Here is a 26,454-nt window from a genome sequence, read left to right on the forward strand (position 1 = left end):
CGATGAAAACGAAGAATCAGATCACCGAATCCCCAGCCAACATCGGGTACGAGAAGGAAGCTCGTAAGGCTTTCTTCACGGATACGTCGATTTGTATTGGCTGCAAGGCGTGTGAGGTTGCATGTAAAGAATGGAACCGAAACCCGCAGGACGGCTACAAGTTGTCTGGTAACTCCTACGACAACACCGGTTCGCTGAACGCGGACACGTGGCGCCACGTGGCGTTCATTGAGCAAGGCGAGGACCGGATTCTGCAGGCTCGTGAAGAGGGTGCAAAGCTCGTCGGGCTTGGAATGCCGAGCGTCAAGCCTGCCGAAGAGGCTTCCACCCGCGCGGTATTGCCGGATACACCGGATTTCCGCTGGCTGATGTCCTCCGACGTGTGCAAGCACTGCACGAACGCTGGTTGCTTGGACGTGTGCCCGACGGGTGCGTTGTTCCGCACCGAGCACGGCACCGTCGTCGTACAGGATGACGTCTGCAATGGCTGCGGTACCTGCGTTGCTGGCTGCCCGTTCGGCGTCATTGAGCGTCGTAGCGATGGTGGCGTTCGCAAGCGCAACGAGCGTTCCGGCAAGGGCGAGGACTTCACACCTGGTGAGAGCGCGCCGATTAAGAACATCGGGGTGGCCCAGAAGTGCACCATGTGCTTCGACCGCCTTCAGGTCGGCGAGCAGCCAGCATGTGCCAAAACCTGCCCGACGACGTCGATCAAGTACGGCACGTACGACGAGATGCTCGCGCTTGCGAAGGCGCGCGTGAAGGAACTGCACGCGCAGGGCATGACGGAAGCTCGCCTGTATGGCGCAAACCAGAACGACGGTGTAGGCGGTACAGGCTCAATCTTCCTGCTGCTGGATGCGCCAGAGGTCTACGGGCTTCCGCCAGACCCAGTGGTTCCAACGGCGAACTTGCCGGAGCTGGCGAAGCGCGGCGTCATTGCCGCAGCCGGAATGGTTGGCACTATTGCAGCCGCGGTCCTGATCGGAGGTAGGAAGTAAATGGCTGAGTTTGATAGCTACCGTCCACCGCAGGAGCCGCGTCGTCCGCGGCGACGTGATCAAGCGGAAGGCGAGCGCCCACGGGGCCCGAAGAAGCGTCGTGGCGAGGAGCTAATGGTGCCGGAGGCAAGCTTTGAGCACTTTGACTCCTACTACGGTAAGCCGATTGTGAAGTTCCCTCCGTGGGAGTGGCCGATTGGTGTCTACTTCTTCCTCGGCGGCCTCGCCGGAGGCTCCTCCTTGTTGGCCGTAGGAGCTGACGCGACAGGCAACAAGGAGCTGCGTCGCAACATGCGGATTAGTTCGATGGCTGCCGCCGCGGTGGGCTCCGGTTGCCTGGTGCTTGACCTTGGTCGCCCGGAGCGTTTGCTGAACATGTTCCGCGTGTTCAAGCTGTCGTCGCCGATGAGTGTCGGCTCTTGGTTGCTGGGCTCGTTCTCCTCGTTGCAGGGGCTTGCTATGCTTCCGGAACTCGACGAGCTGACTGGCAAGAAGCTGCCGCTGCCAAGCCCGCTGCGCTCGTTTATTGAGTTCGCAGCGACCCCGGCTGGTATTGCTGGCGGTGTGCTTGCCTCGCCGCTCGCGGCGTACACCGCGGTGCTGATCGGCAACACGTCGGTGCCTGCATGGCAGGAGGCGGGCAAGAACCTACCGTTCGTGTTCGTATCATCTGCGACCGCAGCGACGGGCGGCATGGGCTTGCTCACCACTTCGACGGAGAATGCCGCTGTGCCGCGAGCACTCGGTGTCGTGGGCGCAGCCGCCGATGTCGCAGCGACGTCCTACATGACGAGCCAACTGGACGATGTCTCTAAGGAAGCGTTTTCCACGGGCAAGGCAGGCAAGCTTTTCAAGGCTTCCGAGGTTTGCCTCGCGGTTGGTGGCGTTGGCGCGCTGTTCAGTAAAAAGAGTCGAGTGCTCGCAGGTATTTCGGGTGTCGCGTTGATGGCGGGTTCCTGCCTGACTCGTTTCGCGGTGCTCGAGGCCGGTAAGCAGTCCACCGAGGACCCGAAGTACGTCGTTGAACCGCAGCGGGAGCGCCTGCGCAAGCGCCGTGAAGCGGGCAAGGTTGATGACGGCATCACTACCGCCTAGCTGCGACTGGAGCTAACACACAACACTGCCCCTCTCGCACACCGTGTTGGAGGGGCAGTGTTGTATTTCTAGTTTGGTATTTCGGCTACTTCACCTGAACGCGGCCGGTGCCTGCGACAGTTTCGCCGATGACGGGGTAGCCGGGGATCTCGCCGATGACGAGCAGCCCGCCGGAAGTCTGGGCGTCCGCAAGGAGCAGCAGCTCGTCGCCGTCCAGATCAGAGTCGATGTTGGGGCGTACCCAGTCGAGGTTGCGCTTCGAGCCGCCAGGGATGTAGCCGGCCTCGAGCGTTTCACGGGCGCCGTCGATAAATGGGACCTTCGTGTGGTCGATGACGGCGTCGATTCCGGAGGCGCGTGCCATCTTGAACAAGTGGCCGAGGAGGCCGAAACCAGTGACGTCGGTAGCGGCTTTCACACCGGCGGCGACTGCCTTTTCGGAGGCTTCCTTGTTCAGCGTGGTCATTACTTCGATGGCCTGCGGGAAGACATCGCCGGTTGCCTTGTGGCGGTTGTTCAGTAGGCCAGAGCCGATCGGCTTGGTCAAGGTGATGGGCAGGCCGGCCTCTGCGGCGTCGTTGCGTATGAGCTTGGCCGGGTCCACGATGCCGGTGGCAGCCATGCCGTAGATCGGCTCGGGTGCGGTGATCGAGTGCCCGCCGGTCACGCTGATGCCGGCTGCGGTGGCGGCGTCCATGCCACCGTGCAGTACGTCGCGGATGAGCTCTGAGGGGAGGACATCCCGTGGCCAGGCGAGCAGGTTGATGGCGGTGATTGGGGTGCCGCCCATCGCGTAGACGTCTGAGAGCGCGTTGACGGCCGCGATCTTGCCCCAGGTGTAGGCGTCATCGCAGACCGGGGTGAAGAAGTCGGCTGTGGAGATGACGGCGAGGTCGTCGCGGACGTGAATCGCGGAGGCGTCGTCGCCGTCGTCGAGGCCAACGATCACGTTCGGGTCAGCGAAACCAACCAGTCCCTGGACGGCTTCTTCGAGCTCACCGGGTGGAATCTTGCACGCACACCCGCCACCGGATGCGTACTGGGTCAAACGAATCTTAGAATTATCAGCAGCCATACCTACATGGTAGCGTTGCTTTTCGGAGGCGTACGTGTCCTGGTGGCCACCCCAGTCTTCAAAACTGGTGAGGTCGAGCATCTCGGCCTGGCAGGTTCGATTCCTGTCCGTCTCCGCCAAAACGTTGTGTTGTTGTAAGGGGAAGCACATGAATGATCCTCGCCGTCGAATCCCTCGCACAGACGCACTGCTTACGCTTGCAGCGCAGGAGCACACCGCGTTGGCGCCACACGCGCTTAAGGCGCTCGCAGGGAAGTTGCAGCAGCGCGCCCGCGACGGCGAGATCACCCCTGAAGAGGTCACCCCGGAGTTTCTCCACGCTTGTCGACGCCACCCCGGGTCCCTGACGCCAGTCCTCAACGCAACAGGCGTGGTTGTGCACACCAACATCGGCAGAGCACCGCTTGCCCCGCAGGCAATAGACGCGATGGTGGATGCCGCGCAATATGTGGATGTAGAGATGGACCTCGCAGCAGGCGTTCGCTCCCGCGATAGAGGCAGGGCCGCCACGGATGCAATCCTGGCTGCATGTCCAGCGGCGGAGGACGCGCTGGTAGTAAATAATGGCGCAGCGGCGTTACTCCTTGCCGTGGCTACGTTCGCCGAGGGGCGTGACGTCGTTATCTCTCGCGGCGAACTTATCGAGATTGGGGCGGGGTTCCGCCTGCCTGAGCTCATTGAGAGCGCACGAGTGTCTTTGGTTGAAGTCGGCGCGACAAACCGTACGCATCCTTTCGACTATGAGCGGGCGCTCGACAACGCGGGAGCGGTGCTGAAGGTGCATCCCTCGAACTACAGGGTGCACGGGTTTACCGCGGAGACCACTATCGCGCAGCTTCGCGAGCTTGTCCGGCCCCGCGGCTGCGCCCTGATCGCTGACATCGGCTCGGGCCTGCTTCACCCTGATCCACTGCTGCCGGACGAGCCAGATGCCACCACAGCTTTGCGCGATGGCGCGGACGTGGTGCTGTTTTCCGGCGACAAACTACTTGGTGGGCCACAAGCGGGCGTTATGGTCGGAACGAAGAACGCCATTGCGAAGCTGAAGCGGCACCCGCTGGCGCGCGCAGTGCGCATCGACAAGCTGCGCCTCGCGGCGCTGGAGGCAAGCCTGAACATCGCCAGCACACCAGTCCACGACTACCTACACGCAAACTCCGACCAGCTCAAAGCCCGCGCAGTAGCGATTGCAGCGGAGGTTGGAGGCAGTGTGGTTCCGCACGACGGCCGCGTTGGAGGAGGCGGCGCGCCGGGCTTCCCACTGCCCGGTTGGGCTGTTGCGCTTGATCAGTCGTTGGCAGCCCCGCTACGGGCAGGTACCCCGGTTGTGCTCGGACGTGTCCACGAGAATGAGTTGTTGATTGACCTGCGCTGCGTGCCACCCGAGCGCGACCACGAGATCGCAGCCGCGATTCGAGCGGCCCAAGGAAAGGACTGAGTGTTACGTGTTTGTAGTTGCGACAGCTGGCCACGTCGACCATGGAAAGTCCACCCTGGTCAAAGCGCTTACCGGAATGGAACCGGACCGCTGGGAGGAAGAGAAAGACCGGGGGCTCACGATCGACCTCGGGTTCGTGTGGACCAACGTCGATGGCGAAGACATCGCGTTCGTGGACGTCCCCGGGCACGAGCGCTTCATCGCGAACATGCTCGCGGGTGTTGGGCCAGTCACGGATGTCTTGTTTGTCGTCGCTGCGGACGAGGGCTGGATGCAGCAAACATTGGACCATCGGGACGCTATCGACGCGTTCGGCGTCCAGCACGGTGTTATCGCGATGACACGGGTGGATAAGGCGGATGCTGGGCGTCGACAAGCTGTGGCTGAAGAAACTCGACGGAATGTCGCTGGTACCAGTATGGAGCGTTGGCCTGTCGTCGAAGTTTCTGCCAAGACGGGCGAGGGGGTTGAAGAACTCAGGAGCGCGCTTATGACGATGCTGCGGCAACAGCCGACGGCGGACCCTGCCGGGCGAATCCGGATGTGGGTCGACAGGGCGTTTCACATCAAAGGCGCCGGCACCGTTGTTACGGGGACGCTCACCAACGGAACAATTCAACCTGGGCAGACGCTGACGCTACAGACCGCTGCAGGTCAACGCGAAGTCACCGTGCGTGGTATCCAGTCGGAGGACACCGCAGTTGAAGAAGCCAAGCCGACGATGCGCGTCGCGCTCAACCTTCGCGGAGTGAGCGTCGACGAAGTTTCGCGTGGCGCGGCGCTGTGCACGCCAGAGAAGTGGCACACGACCTCTGTGGTGGATGTGCGCCATACCCACGGGGCTGCACTGAACGACGTGCCGCAGGAGGTTGTGGTGCACGTCGGTACTGCAGGAGTCAGCGCGAAAGTGCGACCGTTCGGTGCAAAGCACGCCAGGCTCATCCTCGAGCACGACCTGGTGCTGAGCATCGGGGACCGGTTGGTGCTGCGAGGCTCCGGTGCGCAGCAAATTCTCGGCGGGGTAGAGGCTATCGACGTCGACCCGCCCGCCCTTCCTCGGCGCGGCGACGGGCGGAGGCGCTCGGCGCAGCTTGAGGAGCTGCCGGATATCAACGTGGAGATCGCCAGACGGGTGGCCGTGCGGCCAGAACTGTTGGCAAGCCTTGGATTTGAGGTCGGCGATAAGCCTCCGCAAGGTACCGTGGCGTTTGCCGGGTACTGGATCCGCGCGCAGCAGGTAATGGAGTGGAAAGACACGTTGCTGCAGGCATTGCAAGCACACCTTGCGGCGCATCCACTGTCGGCTGGGTTAGCTACTGGCGCGGCCGTGGAAGCTCTGCATCTGCCAGACGCGAAGCTGTTGCCGCTTGCTGTCGCCGCTGCGAAACTCAACACTCGCGACGGGTACGTCTGCAACACCGCCGAGGTCAATCTTGGGGAGGCAGAGCCAGGGGTCCAGAAACTCGAGGCGCAGCTTCGTGCCCATCCATTTAAGGCGCCCGAGGCGCGCGATCTCGAACGGCTCGGCCTGGGGGCGAAAGAGCTTGCGGCAGCGGAGCGGGCCGGAAGGATTCTACGACTCGGTGGCGGCGTAGTCGTTGCCGCAGATGCGATCACGCTTGCAACCGCGAGGCTGCGGGACTTGCCTCAGCCTTTCCGCACGACGGACGCGCGCCAGGCGCTCGAAACGACCCGCCGCGTTGCCATCCCGCTGCTCGAGCTTCTAGACGCACGCGGAATCACCCGCCAGATAGAGGCGGGTGTTCGAGTACTGACGTAGCAGCCTCGTTCGGCTGTTCTAGTGTTCGTGCTCGTCTGCGTCCGCGTCGGCCTTCGTCTCGTGGACAGTGCCAGGCTTATGCTCTGGAGCGGCGTAGATTGAGTACACCTTCGCCGGGGCGTCGGACTCGTTCACGAAGTTGTGCCACTGGCCAGCAGGAACGAACGCTGCGTCATCGTCGCCGATGACCTTGTCAACAGTCAGATTGTCTTCGGATGGGCCGATCATCGCGCGCAGCTTGCCGGATTCGACGCGAATGAACTGGTCGTGATCGTCGTGAATCTCTGCGCCAATCTCGCCACCTGCTGGGATGCTCATGACCGTCAGCTGAAGGTGCTTTCCGGTCCACAGAGTGTCACGAAATGCATCGTTATCAAGCGTTGCCTGCTCAATGTCGAACGTAACTGGGTTCGGCCCGTGGTCAGTGCGCAAAATCTTGGACATGATTCCTCCTCGCAAATAGGTTCGGTTTCACTCCACAGCATAGCGCGCTTTAGGGCTTGCGGTGCCGGCCTGCGTCTTGGCTGCGGCGCCGCCGTGCTTTTTGAACCTCGGTCAGGTAATCGCCGTCGTCGCTGCTAGGGGGCTCAGCAGTAGCTGTCTCAGCAAGTATCGACGCCTCTTCGTCCTCCACGACGTCGATGTCCACCAGCGGTGCAGGCTCAGCACCCTGAGTGTTCGTTCGCGGCCGGGTAGGAACTGCGGCACGGGAACGATCAACGGTGACAGCCCACGAGCCGTCGGGGAACTGAACCGTTTCAAATTGTTTCCCACCGTCCGGGCCAGAGTGTGTGAGGTCAGGCACGTGCAGCCACATCGGGTCTGCTGCGTCTGAATAATCAGCAATGTCGAGGGCCGCCATGCCATCCAAGAAAAATGCGCGGGCGACTACACATCCGTTGTCGGGCGAAGGGGCGTCGAGAAGCATGGCACGAACACCGTCAAGGTCAGCTGCCGAGACGCAGCCGAGCACGCGCTCACCCAACGTCACTACGACGTCGGCGTCACCCGCGGTTTGTAGTCCAACAAACCACTGGCCCGGCGCGAGACTTGCGAGCTGCTCTGCGCTGAACTCGCCCCGTTCCGTATCGATGATAGCCATGTCACCACTTGGCAGTACCAGGCTATGCAGACCTGCGTTGTTGCGCGGTACCGCCAGCTGGGGCGGCGGCAGAATTACATCAACAGCGAATTTGCCTTGCTCGGCGTCGAACTTGACCGCAGCTAAAGTCACCGGCAGGAGCTGAGACTTGTGGATCCGCTCCAGGTCGACATAGCGGGCCCTATCGAACTGAGAAATTTCTCCGACAATGCCATGGCCGAGCCTGCGCACCCGCCAGCTCTCCTCGACCGCGTTTGGCTCGAGCACTACCGGCACGTATGACGTGTGGCGCGTGCCGCCGAATTCAGCAAACAAAGGCGACTGCACGACGTCAACGACAGTCACCTCCTCGCCGGCGCCCCACGTCGATGGCGCAAGCGGGTACACGGGGAGAGAGAGTTCCACAGCGTCATACTCCTATCTGCATCCAAAAAGTCACAACCTCATTGCTGCGGCCAGCGCCGCGGGGCCTGTTCAACAGGCGGTGGGGGAGCAGCGCCAAACCATGCGATTACAACACCCGCGACCGTGACACACAAGATACCTAACACCAGATGGGGAGTGAGCACGTCACCGCGAAACACCACGCCGAGAACCGTGCCCAGCACCGGCTCCATCGCGAACAACGTGCCGACAATCTGCGCCGATGTAAACCGTGCAGCCAGCGTGTCCGCCATATAGGGGATGACGACGCCAACGAAGCCCGCCAACGTCAGGAGCATCCAGCTATGCGCATCGAGCCTGACTGCATCATGAATTGAAAAAGGCAACGTAAGCAGAGCTGCGATCGTGATTGCGATTGCAAGCTCTCCCATTCCACCCGAGGACTTGCCCACCTTTTCCGCGAAGATTGTGTAGAGCGCGCAGAACGCGGCGCCGCACAACGCGAACACCACTCCCAGGGGATTGAGCCCCGACGAAGGCCCAGCAATCAATGCAACCCCGGCGAGAGCAACCAGCGCCCACAGCCGAATCCACCATTGCCGAATACCAAAAAATGTCACGCAGCACGGGCCCAAGAAATCGATAGTGATTGCAGCACCCAGGGGGATACGTGCGATAGCTGCGTACAAAAACTGATTCATCAGCGCGATCGACGCGCCGAAGATGAATGCCTGCTTCCACTGCTCTTTCGACATCTCACCAGGGTTCGGCCGAAAAAGTACGAGAAGAATAACGGCGCCCAGCAAGAAGCGCAGTGTTGAAATGCTGACGGTACTAGCGACGACGAACAGGGAAGCAGCTAGCAACGCGGAGACCTGATTGCCCAGGGACCCAACGAAGATAAGGCCAATGGGGCGAACCAACGTACGGGTCGAGCGCGCTGCCATGGAACCTCCCCCTTACCGGACGCGCCGAATCGCGGACACCACACCGACCACGATCAGGCCAACTACCAGGCCCGCGGTCAGAGAAATCCCAGTCTCCACGAACCAACCAAGGACACCGTTATGCACGGCGTTCACGGCGCGTTCGATCACCTCATGGATCACATGCAGTCCGAAAACTTCGTCCAGACCACGAAGGATGAGGTGCCCACCAACCCACAGCATCGCCACGGTGCCGATCACGCCGATGGCTGAGAGCACAGCGGGCATGGATTTCACCATCGCGCGCCCCAGCCCCGCTGCACGATCGCGCTGAATCATTGCGCGGCCAATGTCATCGATCTTGACCAGGAGTGCCACTGCACCGTAGACCGCAAGGGTGATAAAAATGCCCACCGCAATGAGCACGGCAGCTTCCATCCAAATAGATTGATCGGCGACCTCGTCGAGCGCGATGATCATGATCTCCGCGCTCAAGATGAGGTCTGTTCGAATTGCGCTTTTCACGAGTGCATCTTCGTCATGAGCAGTACGGTGTACGGCCGCATCTTCGTCAACCTTGGTATCGCTGGTTAGTTTGTGCACGATCTTCTCGGCGCCCTCGAAGCACAAATACGCGCCACCAATCATCAAAATTGGCACGAGCGCCCACGGAGCAAACGCATTGAGTGCTAACGCGATTGGCAAAATGATGAGCAACTTGTTCCGTAGTGAACCTTTCGTGATCTTCCAGATCATTGGAAGCTCGCGCGCCGGGGTGACGCCGGAAACGTATTGGGGCGTGACGGCGGCGTCGTCGATGACGACACCTGCGGCTTTGGCAGACGTTTTCGCCGTGAGGGAAGCCACATCGTCTGCAGAAGAAGCTGCGGTTCTGGCGATGAGGGCGACGTCGTCAAAGAGGGCGAGGAGACCTCCGGCCATGTGTATTTCCCTTCCTAGGAATCGTTGCGGTGGGCGACCGAAAGTCTACACGGCGCTCTCTAGATACCTTTATGCGCTCAAGGGCGAAGGAACTGTGAAAAGGCTGTCAGTAAGCACCCCCAAAAGTGTAGAACCATGTCAGAAACCTGAATTATTTACCAATGTCGCAATCTTATGTGGTGGAATAGAATGCATCTCATCAGGTGTGATGTAGTCCACTTGAGTGAAGGTAATTGAAGCTAGCTAACAACAATCTGAAGGAGGCGCTGTGCGTACAGTAAAAGCTGCAGCGATCTTGGCGGTAGGAACCCTCACACTCGGATTGGCTGCGTGTGGTGGATCCGGCAACGACGAGGCCGCAAGCGGTCAGAGTGAGTCGACCGGTGGCGACAACTATGTGTTGGTAAACGGCTCGGAGCCGCAGAACCCGCTCATCCCGGGCAATACGAATGAGGTCGGTGGCGGTCGCATCATCGACGAGATCTTCTCTGGCCTCGTCTACTACGACACTGAGGGTAAGACCCATAACGACCTTGCAGAGTCCATCGACCTTGAGGGCGACACCCTCTACAAAGTCACGCTGAAGGACGGCATCAAGTGGCAGGACGGAACTCCAGTTACGGCGAACGACTTTGTTGACGCATGGAACTACATCGTTGCGAATTCGCTGCTCGGCGAGAGCTTCTTTGAATCCATCAAGGGCTACGACCCAGAAGGCGTGCCAACCCTTGAGGGCCTCAACGTCATCGACGATAAGACCTTTACCATCGAGCTGAGCCAGCCTGAGGCAGACTTCCCAACCCGCCTTGGCTACTCCGCGTTCTTCCCAATGCACCCTTCGGCGTTCGAAGACATCGACGCCTACGGTGAGAACCCAATTTCCAACGGCCCGTACAAGCTGGCGGAGTGGAACCACAACCAGGACGCAACCATCGTTCCGAATGAAGAATACGCCGGCGACAAGAAGCCGCAGAACGATGGCGTGACTTTCGTTTTCTACGCACAGCAGGATGCTGCATACGCTGACCTGCTCGCGGGCAACCTGGACGTCCTCGACGCTATTCCAGATTCCGCATTCGCAAGCTACGAAACGGAATTGGGTGACCGCGCAGTAAATCAGCCTTCGGCTATCTTCCAGTCCTTCACCATTCCGGAGAACCTGGAGCACTTCAACGGTGAGGAAGGGCAGCTGCGTCGTCAAGCTATCTCGATGGCGATCGACCGTGATGAAATCACGAAGACGATCTTCCAGGGCACCCGCACCCCGGCGACCGACTTCACCTCGCCAGTCATCCCTGGCCACTCTGATTCGCTCAACGGGGCAGAGGTGCTCGAGTACAACCCAGAGGAAGCGAAGCGCCTGTGGGCTGAAGCAGACAAGATCAAACCATTCACCGGCGAGTTCTCCTTGTCCTACAACGCTGATGGCGGCCACCAGGCATGGGTCGATGCAGTTGCAAACTCCATCCGCAACACCCTTGGCATCGATGCAGTTGGCAACGCATACCCGGACTTCAAGTCCCTGCGTGATGACGTCACGAATAGGACCATCAAGGGCGCATTCCGTACCGGCTGGCAGGCAGACTACCCATCGCTGGGTAACTTCCTGAGCCCGCTGTACGCCTCCAATGGTGGTTCCAACGACGGTGACTACGCTAACCCTGAGGTGGACAACCTGCTGAAGGAAGCCGCTGCTGCGGGCGACGTCGAGGCCGCTACACCTATCTACAACAAGGTGCAGGAGCAGCTCCTGAAGGACTTGCCGGCAGTTCCGCTGTGGTACGCGAACGTCAACGGTGGCTCCTCGGAGAACGTTGAGAACGTCGCGTTCAACTGGAAGTCCGTTCCGGTGTACACGCAAATCACCAAGAAGTAACAAAACCCCTACGCTCTGACCCATCCCACCCCGCCTGCGTACAAGCATGCGGGGTGTTGGGTTTGGGTGCGTCCATAAGCTCATGTTCAAAACGAAGAATTAAGGAGAGCCTGCAACCATGTTGCGATATATCGGGCGACGGCTCCTTCAGATGATTCCCGTGTTCTTTGGGGCCACGCTGCTGCTCTATGCGCTGGTGTTCCTCATGCCCGGTGATCCTGTCCAGGCCCTCGGCGGCGATCGTGGCTTGACCGAGGCCGCGAGAGCGCGCATTGAAGCCGAATACAACCTCGATAAACCTTTCATCGTCCAGTACCTGCTCTATCTGAAGGGCATTATGGTTGGCGACTTCGGAAAGACTTTCTCTGGCCAGCCCGTCGCCTCTGTGATGGCAAATGCGTTTCCGGTGACCATCAAGCTCGGCCTGATGGCGCTCGCGTTTGAGGCGTTCTTCGGCATTCTCTTCGGATTCTTCGCAGGAACCCGCCGCGGTGGAATTTTTGATTCGACCGTGCTGGTTGTGTCCCTGTTCGTAATCGCAGTGCCGTCCTTTGTCATCGGCTTCGTGCTGCAGTACCTCGTGGGCGTGCGGTGGGGCTTGCTCCCCGTGACAGTGGGCAGGAATGAGTCTTTCATTGCCTTGTTGATGCCGGCCGTCGTGTTGGGCGCCTTATCGTGCGCGTACGTGATTCGGTTGACCAGACAATCCATCAGCGATAACCTCCGCGCGGACTATGTGCGCACCGCACGTGCTAAGGGTCTGTCTAAGGGCACAGTGATGTCCCGCCATGTGCTGCGAAACTCCCTCATCCCAGTGGTGACGTTCTTGGGTGCTGACCTCGGCGCGCTCATGGGCGGTGCGATTGTGACAGAAGGCATCTTCGGTATCAACGGTGTCGGTGGCACGATCTACCAGGCCATCATTAAAGGTGAGCCCGCGACAGTCGTGTCCTTTACCACCGTGCTGGTGATCATCTACATCGTTGCCAACCTGATAGTTGACCTGCTCTACGCAGTACTTGACCCAAGGATCCGCTATGCATAACTCTCAAGATCTCACAGCAGCTGCCCGCGCTGGGCAGGAGTATTTCATCGCGGAAACGGACGAAACCGGACTCGGTGCTGTTGACGCAGTCCAGGACGAGTCCGCTCCTGCAAGCCAGTGGGGCGAGGCCTGGCGCGCGTTGCGACGCCGTCCTCTGTTTTGGGTATCCGCACTCCTGATTTTGTTCGCCATTCTGCTTGCCTTGGTGCCGGGCCTGTTTACTAGCGTGGACCCGCGTGAGTGCATGTTGTCGCGCTCACTTGGCGCGCCGGAGTCCGGTCACCCGTTTGGCTTTGACCGTCAAGGCTGTGACATTTACGCTCGCACGATTTATGGTGCGCGAGCATCGGTCACAGTCGGTGTGCTTACTACGATCGTCGTGACGGTCCTAGGTTCGCTGATCGGCGCGATCGCCGGTTTCTACGGCGGTATCTGGGACACCTTGCTGTCTCGCCTGACGGATATCTTCTTCGCTGTACCACTCGTGCTGGCAGCGATCGTGGTGATGTCCATGTTCCAGAACCAGCGCTCCATCTGGATGGTGGTGTTCGCGCTCTCTATGTTCGGTTGGACGCAGATCGCGAGAATCGCGCGAGGCGCGGTGATGGGTGTGAAAAACGACGAGTTTGTGACTGCCGCCCGCGCATTGGGTGCGAGTGACGTGCGGATTATCTTCTCGCATATCTTGCCCAACGCGGCAGCACCGATCATTGTGTACGCTACCGTCGCGCTGGGTACGTTCATCGTCGCAGAGGCAACGCTGTCGTTCCTCGGCATCGGTTTGCCGACGACAGTCGTGTCGTGGGGCGGCGATATTTCTGCCGCACAGGCATCCCTGAGGACCCAGCCCATGGTGCTGTTCTACCCTGCAATTGCTTTGGCACTGACAGTGCTGAGCTTCATCATGATGGGTGACGCCGTACGCGACGCCCTTGACCCTAAATCGAGGAAACGATGAGCGAGTTACAAGATCAACCGCTACTCGAGATAGCGGACCTGAAAGTTACATTCGAGTCAACTACCGGTGTTGTCGAAGCGGTGCGTGACTTCGACCTGACGGTGTATCCAGGCCAGTCGATCGCTATCGTGGGCGAGTCCGGGTCGGGAAAGTCCACTGCAGCGATGTCCATCCTGGGATTGTTGCCCGGAACAGGCAAGGTCACCAATGGTTCCATCAAGCTCAACGGTGAAGAGCTCACCGAGCTTGATGAGAAGGGGTGGCAGAAGGTCCGGGGTAACAAGATTGGTCTGGTGCCACAGGACCCGATGAGCAACCTCAATCCAGTGTGGAGGATTGGCACACAGGTAGAGGAGTCCCTCCGCGCAAACCATGTTGTGGAGGGCTCTGAACGTCACGCACGCGTCGTCCAACTGCTCGAGGAAGCGGGACTTCCAGAGGCCGAACGCCGCGCCAAACAGTACCCGCACGAGTTTTCGGGTGGTATGCGACAGCGTGCGCTCATCGCTATCGGTCTCGCGGCACGCCCAGAGTTGTTGATTGCCGACGAGCCAACATCCGCGTTGGATGTGACGGTGCAGAAGAAGATTCTCGACCACCTGGAGACGCTGACGGAGGAACTCGGCACAGCGCTGCTGTTCATCACGCACGACTTGGGACTGGCCGCCGAGCGCGCGGATCACCTGCTAGTCATGCACCGCGGACGCATCGTTGAAAAAGGTCCGAGCCTGCAGATTCTGCGCAACCCGCAGCACCCGTACACGAAGCGCCTCGTTACTGCCGCGCCTTCCTTGGCATCCGCTCGTATCCAGAGCGCGAAAGCTCAGGGCATTGAGTCCAGCGAGGAGCTCGCCTCGGGTCACCACGACTCCGAAGAAGTGGTGCTGAGCGTGCAGAACTTGGTGAAAGAGTTCGACGTCCGCGGGCAGAAGGGCAAGCAGAAGGTGCTTCGTGCTGTAGACGACGTCACGTTCGATGTTCGCCGTGGCACAACGCTTGCGCTCGTCGGTGAGTCCGGCTCCGGTAAGTCCACGGTGGCGAACATGGCGCTTCGCCTCTTGGAGCCAACGAGTGGCCGTGTCTTGTTTGAAGGACAAGATATCGCGAAGCTTAAAGGGCGCGAGTTGTTTGAAATGCGCCGCAAAATGCAGGTGGTGTTCCAGAATCCATATGGGTCGCTGGACCCGATGTATTCCATTTACCGCTGCATCGAGGAACCGCTGACGCTGCACAAGGTCGGTAACCGAAAGGAGCGCGAGGCGCGAGTCGCCGAGCTGCTTGATCTGGTGCAGATGCCGCGATCGGCGATGCGTCGATACCCGAATGAGCTATCCGGTGGGCAGCGCCAGCGCATCGCAATTGCACGTGCGATGGCATTGGGCCCGGAAGTGATTGTCCTTGACGAGGCTGTTTCGGCGCTGGACGTGCTCGTTCAAAACCAGATTCTCCAGTTGCTGACTCAGCTGCAGGAGGAGATGCGCCTTTCATATCTGTTCATCACTCACGACCTAGCGGTGGTTCGCCAGACTGCTGATGACATCGTGGTGATGCGGCAGGGTAAGGCAGTGGAGCAGGGCCGGGCCGATGACATCTTCGATAACCCTCAGGATCCGTATACACAGAACCTGATTAATTCGGTGCCTGGTCTCAACATTGAATTGGGGGTAGGAGAGTAGGTCCCACCTGCTGATTTGTTTCGTGCGTTACGCCACAATCGCAGCGATGAATACTGCGATTGTGGCGTAGCGTTTAGGGAATGTACAGTATTGTCACAACTTCATACACGGGTGTCTTCGTTGGAGAGAAAAGCGAAGGCTGAGATGCACAAGCGAACCGTTGAACCTGATCCGGGTAATGCCGGCGTTTAGGAAGGAATGTAAGCGTATGAATACGCGTGGAAGCCATTCGTGGCGTGTCATTGATATTGTTACTGCAGCCGTTTTGGGGGTGGCATGCGGGCTCATTTTTTGGATGTGGAACAGCGTCGGGTACGCAGGATTTAAGGCCTTTGATGCGCTCACCCCGGGGCTTGGTGGCCTGTTCACCGGTATCTGGTTCCTCGGTGGCACGCTTGGTGGGTTGGTAATTCGCAAGCCTGGCGCTGCGGTGTTCGTGGAAGTGCTGGCGGCGTCTGTGTCCGCGGTCATCGGAAGCCAGTGGGGGATCGAGACGCTGTATTCAGGATTGGCACAGGGTCTCGGTGCAGAGATCGTGTTCCTGATCTTCGCCTACAAGAAGTTTTCGACGACTGTGGCGGTGCTTGCCGGTATGGGCAGCGCAGTGGGCGCGTTCGTGCTTGAGCTGTTCCTGTCTGCCAACTTCGCGATGGGCCTGGCGTTCAACGTGATTTACCTCAGCTGCATGCTGGTATCGGGCGCGTTGCTTGCTGGTATTGTTTCAAAACTCTTGGTTGATGCTCTAGCCAAGACTGGTGCGCTTGACCGCTTCGGTGCAGGACGCGAGCGGTTCCAACAGGAGGTGTAGCCTCGGTGGCTACGGGGGACCAGGTCATCCAAGCACAGGGCCTGGGCTATAAACACGCGACTCGCCCGAAGCCTGCGTTTACCGGGGCGGACTTAACCGTCTCTCGTGGGGAGCGCGTGCTGCTCACGGGAGACTCTGGCGCTGGCAAGTCAACGCTGCTTGCCGTTTTAGCTGGGTTGGCGGCAGATGGTGAGGAAGGCCAAGTTCTTGGCACCGTGAGTGTCAACGGCACGGTTGGCATGGTGATGCAGGACCCAGAGGCACAAACGATTTTGACTCGCGTTGGCGACGACGTTGCGTTTGGTGCCGAGAATATGGGGATTCCGCCAGAGGAAATCTGGCCCCGTGTGCGCGCTGCGCTGGATGCAGTGGGCCTGGATGTGCCGTTGGACCACAACACCGCGCATCTTTCTGGTGGGCAGAAGCAGCGACTCACATTGGCGGGAGTATTGGCCATGGGTGCCGATATCATCTTGCTGGATGAGCCGACGGCAAACCTTGACCCGGAAGGGCGCGACGATGTTGTGCGGGCAGTCGATGCCGTGTGTCGCCGCACAGGGGCGACCTTGATTGTGGTGGAGCACCGACCTGCACACTGGGTAGGCTTCGTGGACACGTTCTACCACCTCACCGCGGATGGGCTACAGGCCAGCGGCCCGGATCAGCTCCCAATGCCACCGCAGTTGCCGCCAGCGTTGAAGGTCCCTGCCAGCGCGGTAAGCGCGCTACGCACTGAGAATCTCCGGGTTGCATTCGGTTCACCCCGCAACATCGCGGTACCAGAGGGCTTTTCTACCGTGATTACAGGCAAGAACGGCGTTGGAAAGACGACGCTTGTGCAAGCGCTCGCCGGGCTCGTCGCGCCACTCAGTGGCACTTTGGAGTACTCGCCGCGGATTCGAAGCGGGCTGACTACACCGTCGCACCGCTGGAAGTCGAAGGACTTGGCCCAACGGATTGGTTATGTGTTCCAGGAACCGGAGCATCAGTTCGTGACCGCGAATGTGCGCGACGAAGTTGCGTTGTCGGGTGCGTCGGCACATCGCGTCGATGAGCTGTTGCAACGACTGAAGCTTGAACACGTAGTGGCAGCGAATCCCTTTACACTTTCAGGAGGAGAGAAGCGCAGGCTTTCGGTAGCGACTGCGCTAGTGAATGCCCCTGAGCTCCTCATTCTTGATGAGCCGACCTTTGGGCAGGATGACAAAACCTTTGTAGAGGTAGTTTCGTTGATCCGCGAGTTGGCCAACGAGGGGAAAACCATCATCTCGATTACTCACGATGAGGCCTTCGTCAGTTCGTTGGGCGACCATATGGAGGAGCTGCGCAACGAGACGAATGCGGAAGGCGGGGTGCGGGAATGAACGTGCTCAATGGGGTGAATCCGGTAACGCGGATTCTGGGATTGGCGTTGCTGACTACACCGCTTATGGTGACGATCGATTGGGTTTCTGCAGTTGTCGCCATTGCGTTTACGCTGGCAGTCGTGCCGCTGTGCGGGCTGTCATTTAGGACGTTTTTCAAACGCGCGTTACCAATTCTTGTTGTTGCCCCGCTCGCGGGTATCCCGATGGCGCTATACGGCCAGTCAGGTGGGGAAACCTACCTTGAGTGGGGTCTCATCCATGTGACGGAGCTGTCCATTTCGCTCGCATTATCAATGGTGCTTCGCGTGTTTGCCATTGCGCTGCCCGTCATTGTGTTGTCTGCGCACGTGGATCCAACGGATCTTGGCGATGGGCTGTCCCAGGTGTTGAAGCTGCCAGAGCGCTTCGTTCTGGGATCAGTCGCTGCGTTTCGTATGTTGACGCTGCTTCGTGAGGATGTTGAGGCGATGCGAATGGCGCGCCGTGCCCGTGGCATTGCTGATACGGGACGCGTGAAGTATTGGTTTTCGTTGGCCTTCGGCTTGCTGGTGATGTCTCTGCGCAGGGCAGGCAAGCTTGCTACCGCGATGGAGGCTCGCGCATTCGGCGGCCCGCAAAAGCGTACGTGGGCTCGAGAGTCGCGGCTTACCAGGCGCGATTGGGTTGTCATGGTTGTATGCATCGCTGTCGCGTGCGTCGCGCTGGGGCTTTCAGTTGCCACTGGGTACTTCCGGCCAGTGTGGAGCGTCTCGTAGCTCATGGCTTACACACTGCTTATCGACGGCCCCTCCGGCGCCGGCAAAACCACATTGGCTGAACAAATTGGTGCTGCGCTCAGCGTTCGAGTGGTGCATTGCGATGAGTTTTATCCTGGCTGGAGCGGGCTTGAAGAAGGATCCAGAATTGTGGAGCGGGATGTACTTTCGCTCAATGAGCCGGGATACTGGCGTTGGGACTGGGAGCGTCAACGCCGCGGGGAGTGGGTCAGCCTTGACCCAGAAGGCGACCTTATTATTGAGGGCGTTGGTGCAGTGACCGAGGCGTCGATCGCGGCGGCGCGGGCGCGTGGCTGTGTGAACACGCTGTGGGTAGAGGCGGCAGAGTCGCTGCGTCGTTCGCGGGCGTTGCAGCGTGACCCAGGGTATGCGCCGTTTTGGGATATGTGGGCGGCCCAGGAGCAGGAGCACAGAGCTAGGCGAGGTGCCGTTTACTTCGACGTGACTATTGAGCGGCGTTAGTCAGCCGGGGTGAGCGTGACGCGCTCTGCCCAAGTGAGGTCGATGCCGAGGCTGGAGAGCCACCGCATCGCGTCGTCGCCGTGGCGGGTAATTCCCTCGACGGCGTTGAGGGTCACTTCCATGGCGCGTTCAGCTTCTTCTGCAGTGATAAGCCCTGCGGACGTCGCCGCGGCAAGCTCGTCGATGTCAAGGACTTCGATCGGACGTCCGGTCAGGGACACTAGGTCGACGTAGAGGTCGCGCGTCTGCCAGACGCCATCTGTTTCGGTGATATCTGCGACGTCGAAGTAGAAATCTTGTTGTACATCGATGCCTTGGCGGAAGTGGAAGATGTTTGCGCGGAGACCAAGCGATGGAAGCAGCCAGCTTTCCAAGTATCCAAACCGTGGGTGGTTTGCGCCTCGGGCCATGTAGAGGCCGAAGTTGGTCGTCGTGAAGACATCCACCTGGCGCAGGAACCCCTTCGGATCGGTGTTGACCTTCGCGGAGATGTCGAAGGTTTCCTGCTTCACTGGATGAAGATCGACGGTCATAGGCTGGCTACCTTACGTTGAACTGTGCTGCTGTTGGGGCGAAGTGACAGACATTGTTTTCGGTGCGCGCGGCACCATTGATCACTGCGAGGACTTTGCCGGGCCCTGTTTTTGCGGTTGCGGACAGGGTGGTTGGTCCTGTTGGGTTTATCTGATTATTCGCAAGCGGCGTTACACCGGTCTTGCCCGAGTTGAGGTTGATCCAGTACGCGTTCATGAGGCCTTGACGCTCTGCCGCTGGTGGAGTACCGAGGGCGGTAAACACGAATGTGGCTTCCCCAGCTTTGGCGCCTGGGGCTGGTGCGGGTGCGGGTCCAGGTACAACGAGTGCGGAGGCCGTGGAGTGCAGGCCTGGACCGATGCAGTTACTAGAGACCGTCGGCCAGTAGAACTGCGTAAACGCCGGTGCGTCTTTTGGCAGTGGCGGGCCGCCAAGTTCGCCTGTACCGGCGAAGAAGTTTACGGCGGTGCGCAGTGCGTTAGCTACCTGTGGCGGTACGAAGGGTTGATCTGCGAATTGGTTGACGCGAGCAACGGTGTTGTTCGTGGGGCGTCCGAGTCCATCAACCGCGGATGAGAGAGATGACGGGATGCTGGGCTGTTGAGCGCTCGCGAGTGGTGCAGTAACGAGGGCGCACGCAGCGCAGAGCGTAGTAAGGCGGATCGCGGCGCGACGCGTGAAGTGGGAGGGGCGCACGTGGTGACCTAACTTTCCTTCGCATGACAGGTAGGGTGGCCGTCGAAAAGCCATAACCCTAGTCACAATAGTCACTTTTGTAACAGGGTCAAGTGGGGAGCGGGCTACAAGGTGCATGTTTTGTGCTTTGCGAGTAGCATTTAACCGTTATTTCCACCTATGCGAAGGAGCACCGGTTTCAGTGTCGCATCCTGAATTTCGAAACGTAGCGATTGTCGCTCACGTTGACCACGGCAAGACTACATTGGTCAACGCAATGCTGGAGCAGTCCGGCGTATTCTCTGACCACGGCGAACACGGTGACCGCGTGATGGATTCCGGCGAGCTCGAGTCCGAGCGTGGCATCACCATTTTGGCGAAGAATACCGCTATCCGCCGCAAGGGGAAGGGCAAGAACGGTACAGACCTTGTTATTAATGTGATCGATACGCCGGGTCACGCCGACTTCGGTGGTGAGGTCGAGCGTGGCCTGTCCATGGTTGACGGCGTTGTCTTGCTTATCGACGCCTCCGAAGGCCCGCTGCCGCAGACTCGTTTCGTGCTGGGCAAGGCGTTGGAAGCGAAGAAGCCGGTCATCATCTGCGTAAATAAGACCGACCGCCCGGATGCCCGCATTGACGAAGTCGTTGAAGAGGCCCAGGACTTGCTGCTCGAGCTTGGTGCGGGGCTGGAGGATCCGGAGGCAGCAGAGGCTGCGGAGAACCTGCTCGAGCTCCCTGTGCTGTACACGTCGGGTCGCGCTGGCCGGGCTTCGCTCGAGAACCCAGGCAACGGTAATCTGCCTGACAATGATGATCTGCTCCCGTTGTTCAACGTCATCTACGACGTGCTGCCGGAGCCTTCCGCTGAGATCGATGCACCGCTGCAGGCGCAGGTCACGAACCTTGACTCCTCTTCGTTCCTGGGCCGTATCGCGCTGATTCGCGTGTACAAGGGCACCGTCAAGAAGGGCGACACTGTTGCTTGGGTGCACTATGACGCCGAGGGTGAGCAGCACGTGAAGAACGTGAAGATTGCCGAGCTGCTGGTCACCGAGGGGCTCGACCGAGTTCCGGCGAAGGACGGCGTAGTTGCTGGCGATATTGCCGCTGTTTCCGGCATCGACGAAATCATGATTGGTGACACGCTGTGCGATGTCGACCACATTGAGCCGCTCGAACGCATCAAGATTGACGATCCCGCAATTTCTATGACGATCGGTGTGAACACCTCGCCGATGGCTGGGCGCAACGGTGGCGATAAGCTGACCGCCCGCATGGTCAAGGCGCGCCTGGACCAGGAGCTCATCGGTAACGTCTCCATCAAGGTGTTGCCGACCGAGCGCCCGGACACCTGGGAAGTGCAAGGACGCGGTGAGATGGCCCTGACCGTGCTGATTGAAACGATGCGTCGTGAAGGCTTTGAGCTGACCGTTGGTAAGCCGCAGGTCGTGACCAAGGAGATCGACGGTAAGGTGTACGAGCCGTACGACCACATGGTTATCGACGTCCCCTCCGAACACCAGGGTGCTGTTACCCAGCTGATGGCGGCCCGCAAGGGCCAGATGACGGCAATGGGCAACACGGGCTCCGGCGATTGGGTTCGCATGGAGTTCGATGTTCCGGCTCGTGGCCTGATTGGCTTCCGTACGACGTTCCTGACCGAGACCCGTGGCGCTGGCATTGCGAACTCCTACTCGATTGAGCACCGCCCATGGGCGGGCGAGATCAAGGGCCGTCCGACCGGTTCGCTGGTCGCTGACCGCTCTGGCCAGGTCACCGCGTACGCGCTGACGCAGCTCGCGGACCGTGGCGATTTCTTCGTGGAGCCTGGTGCAGAGACCTACGAGGGAATGGTCGTTGGTGCGAACAACCGTGATGAGGATATGGACATCAACATCACGAAGGAAAAGAAGCTGACGAACATGCGCTCCGCAACCGCCGACGCGACCGTCACGCTGGCGAAGGCCCGTACGCTGTCCTTGGATGAGGCAATTGAGTTCTGCGACGAGGACGAGTGCGTTGAGGTCGCTCCGGAGGCGATGCGCGTGCGTAAGATCATCCTCGACTCCACGGAGCGTGGCCGTGCCCGTTCACGTGCAAAGCAGCGCAATAAGTAGTTACGCGCTGGTGCGGTAGTATTTACTGCGATGAATCCGCACATCTTTTCAGCGCCACGTCGCTCGCGATCACTGCGAGTCGGCGTGGCGCTGTTTGCGTGCTCTGGCGTGGTTGCGCTTTCTGCATGCGCCGCGTCGCCTGGCCCGCCGCCTCTCGTCGATCCGAACGATGTTGCTGCTCGTGAGATGTACGAGCAAGAGGATTCCACGACTACTTCCGCTCGACCGGAGGGCAAGACTCGCGTGCGCTCCCAGGTGGAGGTTGGTGTGGATTCGCTCCGAAACGGGCTGAACCCGCACCTTATCGCTGATGAATCTGCGGTTGTGAAGAGTGTGGCGAATCTGGTGCTTCCCAGCGCATTTCATGATGGGGTGAGAAATTCCGCACTGCTCAATGGGGCGACGGTGCTCTCAGAATCGCCCCGTGCAATGACGGTGCGCTACATCATTCGCGAGACCGCGCAATGGTCTGATGGCACGCCGGTGACCGGTGCGGACTTTGTGTACCTGTGGCGGGGGATGCGGGACACGCCAGGAGTGCGAAACCCGGCCGGGTATCGCGCGATCGATGCCGTGCGTGTCAGTGGCGCGACGGGCAAGGTCGTCGACGTTGACTTCGCTGAGCCGGTTGCGGATTGGCGTGGCCTTTTCGACCACTTGTTGCCGGCGCATGTGTTTGCAGCCGACGGCTCTGATTTCGGGGTGGCGCTGCGCGACACGATTCCGGTTTCTGCTGGCCGGTACATGGTGCGCGGGGTAGACCGTGGTCGTGGAACGATTACGCTGAACCGCAATGATAGGTTTTGGGCGGCCAATCCTGCCAAGATAGATATCTTGACGCTGCATGCGGTACGCGGGACCACCCAGATTGCAGATCAGCTGCGCACCGGCCAGCTGGTGTTTGTGGATCGGGTTCCTAGCGAGACGACCGGGCGCGTGCTCAGCCTGGTACCGGGTGTGCAGACGCGGATGCTCGATACGCCACGGGTGCTAGGCGCTGTGCTTTCTGCGACGTCTGGGATGTCGCCTGAGGTTCGGTCGGAGCTTCGTTCGCTGATCGACGTTCCGCTGCTTGCAAGCATTGCGTTGGACCGCACGGCTGATGTTTCGGTTGCAAAGCACGGTCAAGTGAGCACGCATGAGCCGCACGCGGTGTATCAACACGTTGCGGCTCACGGTGCGATACGCATTGGTGCCGATCTTGCAGATCCTGCAGCGGTAGCAGCGGCTCGATCGATGGCGGACATGCTGCACGATCGTGGAGTGTCGGCACGAGTTGTCGCGACGGATTTCGGTTCGCTGATTCGCTCAGGTCTCGAGGAAAATACCGTCGATGTTTTGGTGGCGTGGCAACACGATCCGGAAAATTTGCCGGATGCTGCGAGTCGCTTGGACTGCGTCGCGGGCGCCCCTCGTGCAGGCAACCTCGCTGGTTTTTGTGAACCTCAGTCGGTGGGGCTTGCGAAAGAAATCTTGGCCGGTTCGTACGGGCTTAAGCAGGCCACCGAGGCGGTCAATGAGGTGCTCGAGCAAGAGGCACTATGGATGCCGATTGCGCGCGAGCGTCGTATTATCGCCCTCGGGGAGGGCATCATCGGGCCGGATGCAGATTTGAATAACTGGAAAGCAGGCTTATCGACGGCCGCTTCGTGGCGCCTGCAACCGAAACGAAACGAAGGAGATCGGATTAATCATGCACAACTCCCGTGACCTACAGGGCTACCGGGTGCTCGCCGTGCACGCGCACCCCGACGACGAGTCCATCACCATGGCCGGAACGCTGTTTGACCTCGCGCGACGCGGCGCGGACGTACTAGTGGTGACCTGCACGTTAGGGGAGGAAGGCGAGGTCATTGGAGAGCCATATCAACTGCTGACGAATGATCATGGTGATCAGCTAGGCGGGTTCCGCATTGCGGAGCTGCACGGCGCGCTCCAGGCAATAGGTGTTCGTGGCGAGTTTCTCGGCGGAGCAGGATGTTTCCGTGACAGTGGGATGGCGGGGTCGGAGGCCAGCAAGAACCCACGTGCATTTGTCAATAGCGGGCGTCGCGCAGTCGACGCGTTGCTGGAAGTACTGCGCCGGGAGCGTCCACACCTCGTTTTGACCTACGGCCCCGACGGTGGGTACGGGCACCCGGATCATATTCGTGCGCACGAGATTGTGCACGAGGCCGCTGAGGAGTTTGATATCCCGCGGATCTTGTGGGCTGTGCGCAAGAGGGAGGAAACCGACGCACTTTTGCCTGAGGTCGCGCCTGAAGGCTGGCGCTTGCCAAAGCCTGGCGAGCTCGACGGCGTGGACAGCGTCGATGTTTCGGTGCGCCTGGACGGTGAGGCGTACAGCGCCAAGATCGCTGCGATGGCGGCGCATGCGACACAAATCTGGGTTGCGGACGGGCGGACCAGCGCGACGAACCCGCACGCGGTGCTGGGCAAGGGGCCAGTGATGTACTACGCGCTGTCCAACTTGATTGTGCAGCCGATTCAGCCGTGGGAGCATTTCCAACTGGGCGGTGGCGAAGCGGTCGTCGATACGTCGGATGTGCTCAGCGGACTTGAGCGATGACTGAAACCCGTTGCAAGGCGGACATTGCCCGCGGCGAGAAAGCAGCAGGTCTCATCTGGCTTTCTGTCGGCGCGCTCATTTCACTTTTGTTAGAAGCTGTCAACTTGGACACACGTATTGTTGGAATCGCGGTGCCGTTTACGGTAGTCATCGCTGCGCTCTTTAATGTGGTGCTCACGAAGACTGCGGCGCTGTGGTCAGATCATCTGCTGGTCAAGCTCGTTCCACTCGTTGTTTGGGTGGTAGGTTTCTTTGTTCTGCTTATCGCTCTCCCGGCGCGGGGAGCGGTCGTGCTCCCCGCGAGCCCGCTGACGCTGCTGCTCCTTTTTGCGGGTTTGGGTGGGGGCGTTTGGCCCCTTTTCGGTCGAAAGTGACATACTGGAACGCATGACTTATGTGATTGCTCAACCATGCGTGGACGTAATGGACCGCAGCTGCGTCGAAGAATGCCCAGTCGACTGCATCTATGAGGGCAAGCGCATGCTCTACATTCACCCAGACGAGTGCGTCGACTGCGGTGCATGTGAGCCAGCTTGCCCGGTAGAGGCCATCTTTTACGAGGATGACACCCCGGAGGAATGGGCCGAGTACTACGACGCAAACGTCGGCTTTTTCGACGAGCTCGGATCGCCAGGCGGGGCGACCAAGCTTGGGCCGCAGGATTTCGACCACCCATTCGTGGAGGCGCTGCCACCGCAGAACCAGGACGGTTAAACCTGCATGAGCACGCACCATCGCGCCGACTTGGGGGAGCAGCTGCCGGAGTTCCCTTGGGATACCATCCTCGATGTCAAGCAGAAGGCAGCCAGCCATCCCGGCGGACTCATTGACCTCTCGGTCGGGACACCGGTAGATTCAGTCGACCCTTCCATCCAGCTTGCCCTGGCTGAGCATGCCGCTGCGCCTGGCTACCCGCCGACGCAGGGGTCGGCGGAACTACGCCAAGCGATTGCCGACTCGCTGGAGCGCCGATACAACATTCAGGGCCTGAACGCAGACGCCGTGCTTCCCGTCATCGGCACAAAGGAGGCTGTCGCGTGGCTTCCGACCCTGCTCAACCTGCGCGGTGGCACAGTGGTGATCCCGGAGATCGCGTACCCAACCTACGAGGTGGCCGCAATCATAGCGGGATGCAAGGTCGTGCGATCTGACGTTCCAGTCGATGGTGCGTCGCTAGTATTCTTAAACACCCCGAGCAACCCAACCGGTCGCGTCCTCTCCACAGAGGAGATGCGCGTATGGGTTGACTACGCGCGGGAAACCGGCGCGATCATCGTTTCAGATGAGTGCTATATGGGTCTGGCGTGGGACGAAGAGCGTGCGCCAGTATCTTTGCTTGACCCGGCGGTCAGCGGTGGTGACAACACCAACCTCTTGGTCATGCATTCGCTGTCAAAGACATCGAATATGGCCTCCTACAGAGTCGGTTTCATCGCTGGTGACGAGAAACTGGTGCAAGAACTTCTGCTGTTGCGCAAGCACACCGGAATGATGGTGCCAGGACCAATCCAAGCAGCAACGCTGGCTGCACTCCGCGACGATCAGCACGAAACACTCCAGCGGCTTCGCTACGCCAACCGTCGGGTGACGCTCTTGCGCGCGCTGCTCGCGGCAGGGTGCAGCGTTGACCATTCCGAGGCCGGGCTGTACCTCTGGACACGCAGGGAAGGCGCAGATGCCCGCCAGACGCTCGACTGGTTCGCGCAGCGTGGAATCCTCGTTGCGCCAGGAGACTTTTACGGCCCTGGCGGCTCACAGCATGTTCGAGTTGGCCTCACGGCTTCCGACGAGGCCATCGCTGAGGCCGCACAGCGACTCTCGGAGTAACACGTGACCACTCCAACAG

At 60.0% G+C, this 26,454-nt stretch carries 25 protein-coding genes and 1 tRNA gene; 19 read left to right on the top strand and 7 right to left on the bottom strand.

Features of this window, described 5'->3' with window-relative positions:
- Positions 1–2: 2 nt before the first annotated feature.
- Entirely contained in the window at positions 3–1,001 is a 999-nt protein-coding gene (locus QP802_RS03155) for a 4Fe-4S dicluster domain-containing protein (RefSeq protein ID WP_070362714.1), read from the top strand.
- Positions 1,002–2,096, top strand: a complete 1,095-nt coding sequence (gene nrfD / locus QP802_RS03160) for an NrfD/PsrC family molybdoenzyme membrane anchor subunit (RefSeq protein ID WP_256007830.1) — start codon at positions 1,002–1,004, stop codon at positions 2,094–2,096. It abuts the gene before it with no gap.
- An 85-nt stretch (positions 2,097–2,181) separates the two neighbouring features.
- Here nrfD and selD read toward each other — a convergent pair whose 3' ends face one another.
- Complete coding sequence (gene selD / locus QP802_RS03165) at positions 2,182–3,171, bottom strand: selenide, water dikinase SelD (protein ID WP_256007829.1); 990 nt, start codon at positions 3,169–3,171, stop codon at positions 2,182–2,184.
- A gap of 24 nt (positions 3,172–3,195) precedes the next feature.
- Between selD and QP802_RS03170 the strand changes: the two genes are divergently transcribed.
- The 3 genes from QP802_RS03170 to selB all read left to right on the top strand — a co-directional run bounded on the left by QP802_RS03170 (position 3,196) and on the right by selB (position 6,389).
- Positions 3,196–3,290 (top strand) — tRNA-Sec (locus QP802_RS03170).
- Between the two features lie 29 nt (positions 3,291–3,319).
- Positions 3,320–4,609 (top strand): L-seryl-tRNA(Sec) selenium transferase, encoded by a 1,290-nt coding sequence (gene selA / locus QP802_RS03175; protein ID WP_070479411.1) that lies wholly within the window; start codon positions 3,320–3,322, stop codon positions 4,607–4,609.
- Positions 4,610–4,616: 7 nt separating this feature from the next.
- The gene (selB, locus tag QP802_RS03180; protein WP_284817584.1) at positions 4,617–6,389 is read left to right on the top strand and encodes a selenocysteine-specific translation elongation factor; all 1,773 of its coding nucleotides are present in this window, start codon (positions 4,617–4,619) and stop codon (positions 6,387–6,389) included.
- Between the two features lie 18 nt (positions 6,390–6,407).
- On the opposite strand, the gene QP802_RS03185 is transcribed toward selB, so the two are convergent.
- From QP802_RS03185 to QP802_RS03200, 4 genes are read right to left on the bottom strand one after another with little or no spacing between them, the layout of a single operon-like run.
- Positions 6,408–6,833, bottom strand: a complete 426-nt coding sequence (locus QP802_RS03185) for a cupin domain-containing protein (RefSeq protein ID WP_071573330.1) — start codon at positions 6,831–6,833, stop codon at positions 6,408–6,410.
- Between the two features lie 49 nt (positions 6,834–6,882).
- The gene (locus tag QP802_RS03190; protein ID WP_284817585.1) at positions 6,883–7,896 is read right to left on the bottom strand and encodes a hypothetical protein; all 1,014 of its coding nucleotides are present in this window, start codon (positions 7,894–7,896) and stop codon (positions 6,883–6,885) included.
- Positions 7,897–7,934: 38 nt separating this feature from the next.
- Positions 7,935–8,822: an EamA family transporter gene (locus tag QP802_RS03195; protein WP_071573332.1), complete on the bottom strand. Its 888-nt coding sequence runs from the start codon at positions 8,820–8,822 to the stop codon at positions 7,935–7,937.
- A 12-nt stretch (positions 8,823–8,834) separates the two neighbouring features.
- Positions 8,835–9,743 (bottom strand): DUF808 domain-containing protein, encoded by a 909-nt coding sequence (locus QP802_RS03200; RefSeq protein ID WP_284817586.1) that lies wholly within the window; start codon positions 9,741–9,743, stop codon positions 8,835–8,837.
- Between the two features lie 268 nt (positions 9,744–10,011).
- Between QP802_RS03200 and QP802_RS03205 the strand changes: the two genes are divergently transcribed.
- The 8 genes from QP802_RS03205 to QP802_RS03240 all read left to right on the top strand — a co-directional run bounded on the left by QP802_RS03205 (position 10,012) and on the right by QP802_RS03240 (position 18,711).
- Positions 10,012–11,619, top strand: a complete 1,608-nt coding sequence (locus tag QP802_RS03205; protein ID WP_284817587.1) for a peptide ABC transporter substrate-binding protein — start codon at positions 10,012–10,014, stop codon at positions 11,617–11,619.
- Between the two features lie 118 nt (positions 11,620–11,737).
- A complete protein-coding gene (locus QP802_RS03210) occupies positions 11,738–12,664 on the top strand; it encodes an ABC transporter permease (RefSeq protein ID WP_284817588.1) in 927 nt (308 codons plus the stop codon).
- The gene (locus QP802_RS03215; RefSeq protein WP_284817589.1) at positions 12,657–13,622 is read left to right on the top strand and encodes an ABC transporter permease; all 966 of its coding nucleotides are present in this window, start codon (positions 12,657–12,659) and stop codon (positions 13,620–13,622) included. Before QP802_RS03210 ends, QP802_RS03215 begins: the two co-directional genes overlap by 8 nt.
- Positions 13,619–15,298 carry a dipeptide ABC transporter ATP-binding protein gene (locus QP802_RS03220; protein WP_070479428.1) on the top strand — a complete coding sequence of 560 codons (1,680 nt, stop codon included), beginning with the start codon at positions 13,619–13,621 and terminating at the stop codon, positions 15,296–15,298. Before QP802_RS03215 ends, QP802_RS03220 begins: the two co-directional genes overlap by 4 nt.
- 208 nt (positions 15,299–15,506) lie before the next feature.
- Positions 15,507–16,106 carry an ECF transporter S component gene (locus tag QP802_RS03225; protein WP_256007823.1) on the top strand — a complete coding sequence of 200 codons (600 nt, stop codon included), beginning with the start codon at positions 15,507–15,509 and terminating at the stop codon, positions 16,104–16,106.
- Positions 16,107–16,111: 5 nt separating this feature from the next.
- Positions 16,112–17,470 carry an ABC transporter ATP-binding protein gene (locus tag QP802_RS03230; protein ID WP_284817590.1) on the top strand — a complete coding sequence of 453 codons (1,359 nt, stop codon included), beginning with the start codon at positions 16,112–16,114 and terminating at the stop codon, positions 17,468–17,470.
- A complete protein-coding gene (locus tag QP802_RS03235) occupies positions 17,467–18,228 on the top strand; it encodes an energy-coupling factor transporter transmembrane component T family protein (protein WP_070362699.1) in 762 nt (253 codons plus the stop codon). The genes QP802_RS03230 and QP802_RS03235 overlap by 4 nt, the downstream gene beginning before the upstream one ends.
- Before the next feature lie 3 nt (positions 18,229–18,231).
- Positions 18,232–18,711 (top strand): nucleoside/nucleotide kinase family protein, encoded by a 480-nt coding sequence (locus QP802_RS03240; protein WP_071573335.1) that lies wholly within the window; start codon positions 18,232–18,234, stop codon positions 18,709–18,711.
- Here the strand turns inward: QP802_RS03240 and QP802_RS03245 are convergent.
- Both QP802_RS03245 and QP802_RS03250 read right to left on the bottom strand, forming a co-directional pair.
- Positions 18,708–19,244, bottom strand: a complete 537-nt coding sequence (locus tag QP802_RS03245; protein ID WP_070362697.1) for a ribonuclease FAU-1 family protein — start codon at positions 19,242–19,244, stop codon at positions 18,708–18,710. The two genes, QP802_RS03240 and QP802_RS03245, sit on opposite strands and share 4 nt — an antisense overlap.
- A 7-nt stretch (positions 19,245–19,251) precedes the next feature.
- Positions 19,252–19,941, bottom strand: a complete 690-nt coding sequence (locus QP802_RS03250) for an Rv1157c family protein (RefSeq protein WP_070362696.1) — start codon at positions 19,939–19,941, stop codon at positions 19,252–19,254.
- Positions 19,942–20,122: 181 nt separating this feature from the next.
- Here QP802_RS03250 and typA point away from each other — a divergent pair, with 181 nt between their 5' ends.
- The 6 genes from typA to dapC are packed head-to-tail and all read left to right on the top strand — an operon-like array spanning position 20,123 to position 26,435.
- Complete coding sequence (gene typA / locus QP802_RS03255; protein ID WP_070362695.1) at positions 20,123–22,039, top strand: translational GTPase TypA; 1,917 nt, start codon at positions 20,123–20,125, stop codon at positions 22,037–22,039.
- Between the two features lie 30 nt (positions 22,040–22,069).
- The gene (locus QP802_RS03260) at positions 22,070–23,749 is read left to right on the top strand and encodes an ABC transporter family substrate-binding protein (RefSeq protein WP_070479431.1); all 1,680 of its coding nucleotides are present in this window, start codon (positions 22,070–22,072) and stop codon (positions 23,747–23,749) included.
- Complete coding sequence (mshB, locus tag QP802_RS03265; protein ID WP_070362693.1) at positions 23,733–24,608, top strand: N-acetyl-1-D-myo-inositol-2-amino-2-deoxy-alpha-D-glucopyranoside deacetylase; 876 nt, start codon at positions 23,733–23,735, stop codon at positions 24,606–24,608. Before QP802_RS03260 ends, mshB begins: the two co-directional genes overlap by 17 nt.
- Complete coding sequence (locus tag QP802_RS03270) at positions 24,605–24,982, top strand: hypothetical protein (protein WP_284817591.1); 378 nt, start codon at positions 24,605–24,607, stop codon at positions 24,980–24,982. Before mshB ends, QP802_RS03270 begins: the two co-directional genes overlap by 4 nt.
- A 13-nt stretch (positions 24,983–24,995) precedes the next feature.
- Entirely contained in the window at positions 24,996–25,322 is a 327-nt protein-coding gene (gene fdxA, locus QP802_RS03275) for a ferredoxin (RefSeq protein WP_070362691.1), read from the top strand.
- Positions 25,323–25,328: 6 nt separating this feature from the next.
- Positions 25,329–26,435: a succinyldiaminopimelate transaminase gene (gene dapC / locus QP802_RS03280; RefSeq protein WP_284817592.1), complete on the top strand. Its 1,107-nt coding sequence runs from the start codon at positions 25,329–25,331 to the stop codon at positions 26,433–26,435.
- Positions 26,436–26,454: the final 19 nt, after the last annotated feature.

The sequence above is a fragment of the Corynebacterium sp. UMB10119B genome (genome assembly GCF_030228125.1).
GTDB classification, from domain to species: domain Bacteria; phylum Actinomycetota; class Actinomycetes; order Mycobacteriales; family Mycobacteriaceae; genus Corynebacterium; species Corynebacterium pseudogenitalium.

Bases quoted from the DNA above. Each gene is read 5' to 3' on its own strand.
- QP802_RS03155 (WP_070362714.1), top strand. From the start codon at position 3: ATGAAAACGAAGAATCAGATCACCGAATCCCCAGCCAACATCGGGTAC.
- nrfD (WP_256007830.1), top strand. From the start codon at position 1,002: ATGGCTGAGTTTGATAGCTACCGTCCACCGCAGGAGCCGCGTCGTCCG.
- selD (WP_256007829.1), bottom strand. From the start codon at position 3,171: ATGGCTGCTGATAATTCTAAGATTCGTTTGACCCAGTACGCATCCGGT.
- selA (WP_070479411.1), top strand. From the start codon at position 3,320: ATGAATGATCCTCGCCGTCGAATCCCTCGCACAGACGCACTGCTTACG.
- QP802_RS03185 (WP_071573330.1), bottom strand. From the start codon at position 6,833: ATGTCCAAGATTTTGCGCACTGACCACGGGCCGAACCCAGTTACGTTC.
- QP802_RS03195 (WP_071573332.1), bottom strand. From the start codon at position 8,822: ATGGCAGCGCGCTCGACCCGTACGTTGGTTCGCCCCATTGGCCTTATC.
- QP802_RS03200 (WP_284817586.1), bottom strand. From the start codon at position 9,743: ATGGCCGGAGGTCTCCTCGCCCTCTTTGACGACGTCGCCCTCATCGCC.
- QP802_RS03210 (WP_284817588.1), top strand. From the start codon at position 11,738: ATGTTGCGATATATCGGGCGACGGCTCCTTCAGATGATTCCCGTGTTC.
- QP802_RS03215 (WP_284817589.1), top strand. From the start codon at position 12,657: ATGCATAACTCTCAAGATCTCACAGCAGCTGCCCGCGCTGGGCAGGAG.
- QP802_RS03220 (WP_070479428.1), top strand. From the start codon at position 13,619: ATGAGCGAGTTACAAGATCAACCGCTACTCGAGATAGCGGACCTGAAA.
- QP802_RS03225 (WP_256007823.1), top strand. From the start codon at position 15,507: ATGAATACGCGTGGAAGCCATTCGTGGCGTGTCATTGATATTGTTACT.
- QP802_RS03235 (WP_070362699.1), top strand. From the start codon at position 17,467: ATGAACGTGCTCAATGGGGTGAATCCGGTAACGCGGATTCTGGGATTG.
- QP802_RS03240 (WP_071573335.1), top strand. From the start codon at position 18,232: ATGGCTTACACACTGCTTATCGACGGCCCCTCCGGCGCCGGCAAAACC.
- QP802_RS03245 (WP_070362697.1), bottom strand. From the start codon at position 19,244: ATGACCGTCGATCTTCATCCAGTGAAGCAGGAAACCTTCGACATCTCC.
- QP802_RS03260 (WP_070479431.1), top strand. From the start codon at position 22,070: ATGAATCCGCACATCTTTTCAGCGCCACGTCGCTCGCGATCACTGCGA.
- mshB (WP_070362693.1), top strand. From the start codon at position 23,733: ATGCACAACTCCCGTGACCTACAGGGCTACCGGGTGCTCGCCGTGCAC.
- QP802_RS03270 (WP_284817591.1), top strand. From the start codon at position 24,605: ATGACTGAAACCCGTTGCAAGGCGGACATTGCCCGCGGCGAGAAAGCA.
- fdxA (WP_070362691.1), top strand. From the start codon at position 24,996: ATGACTTATGTGATTGCTCAACCATGCGTGGACGTAATGGACCGCAGC.
- dapC (WP_284817592.1), top strand. From the start codon at position 25,329: ATGAGCACGCACCATCGCGCCGACTTGGGGGAGCAGCTGCCGGAGTTC.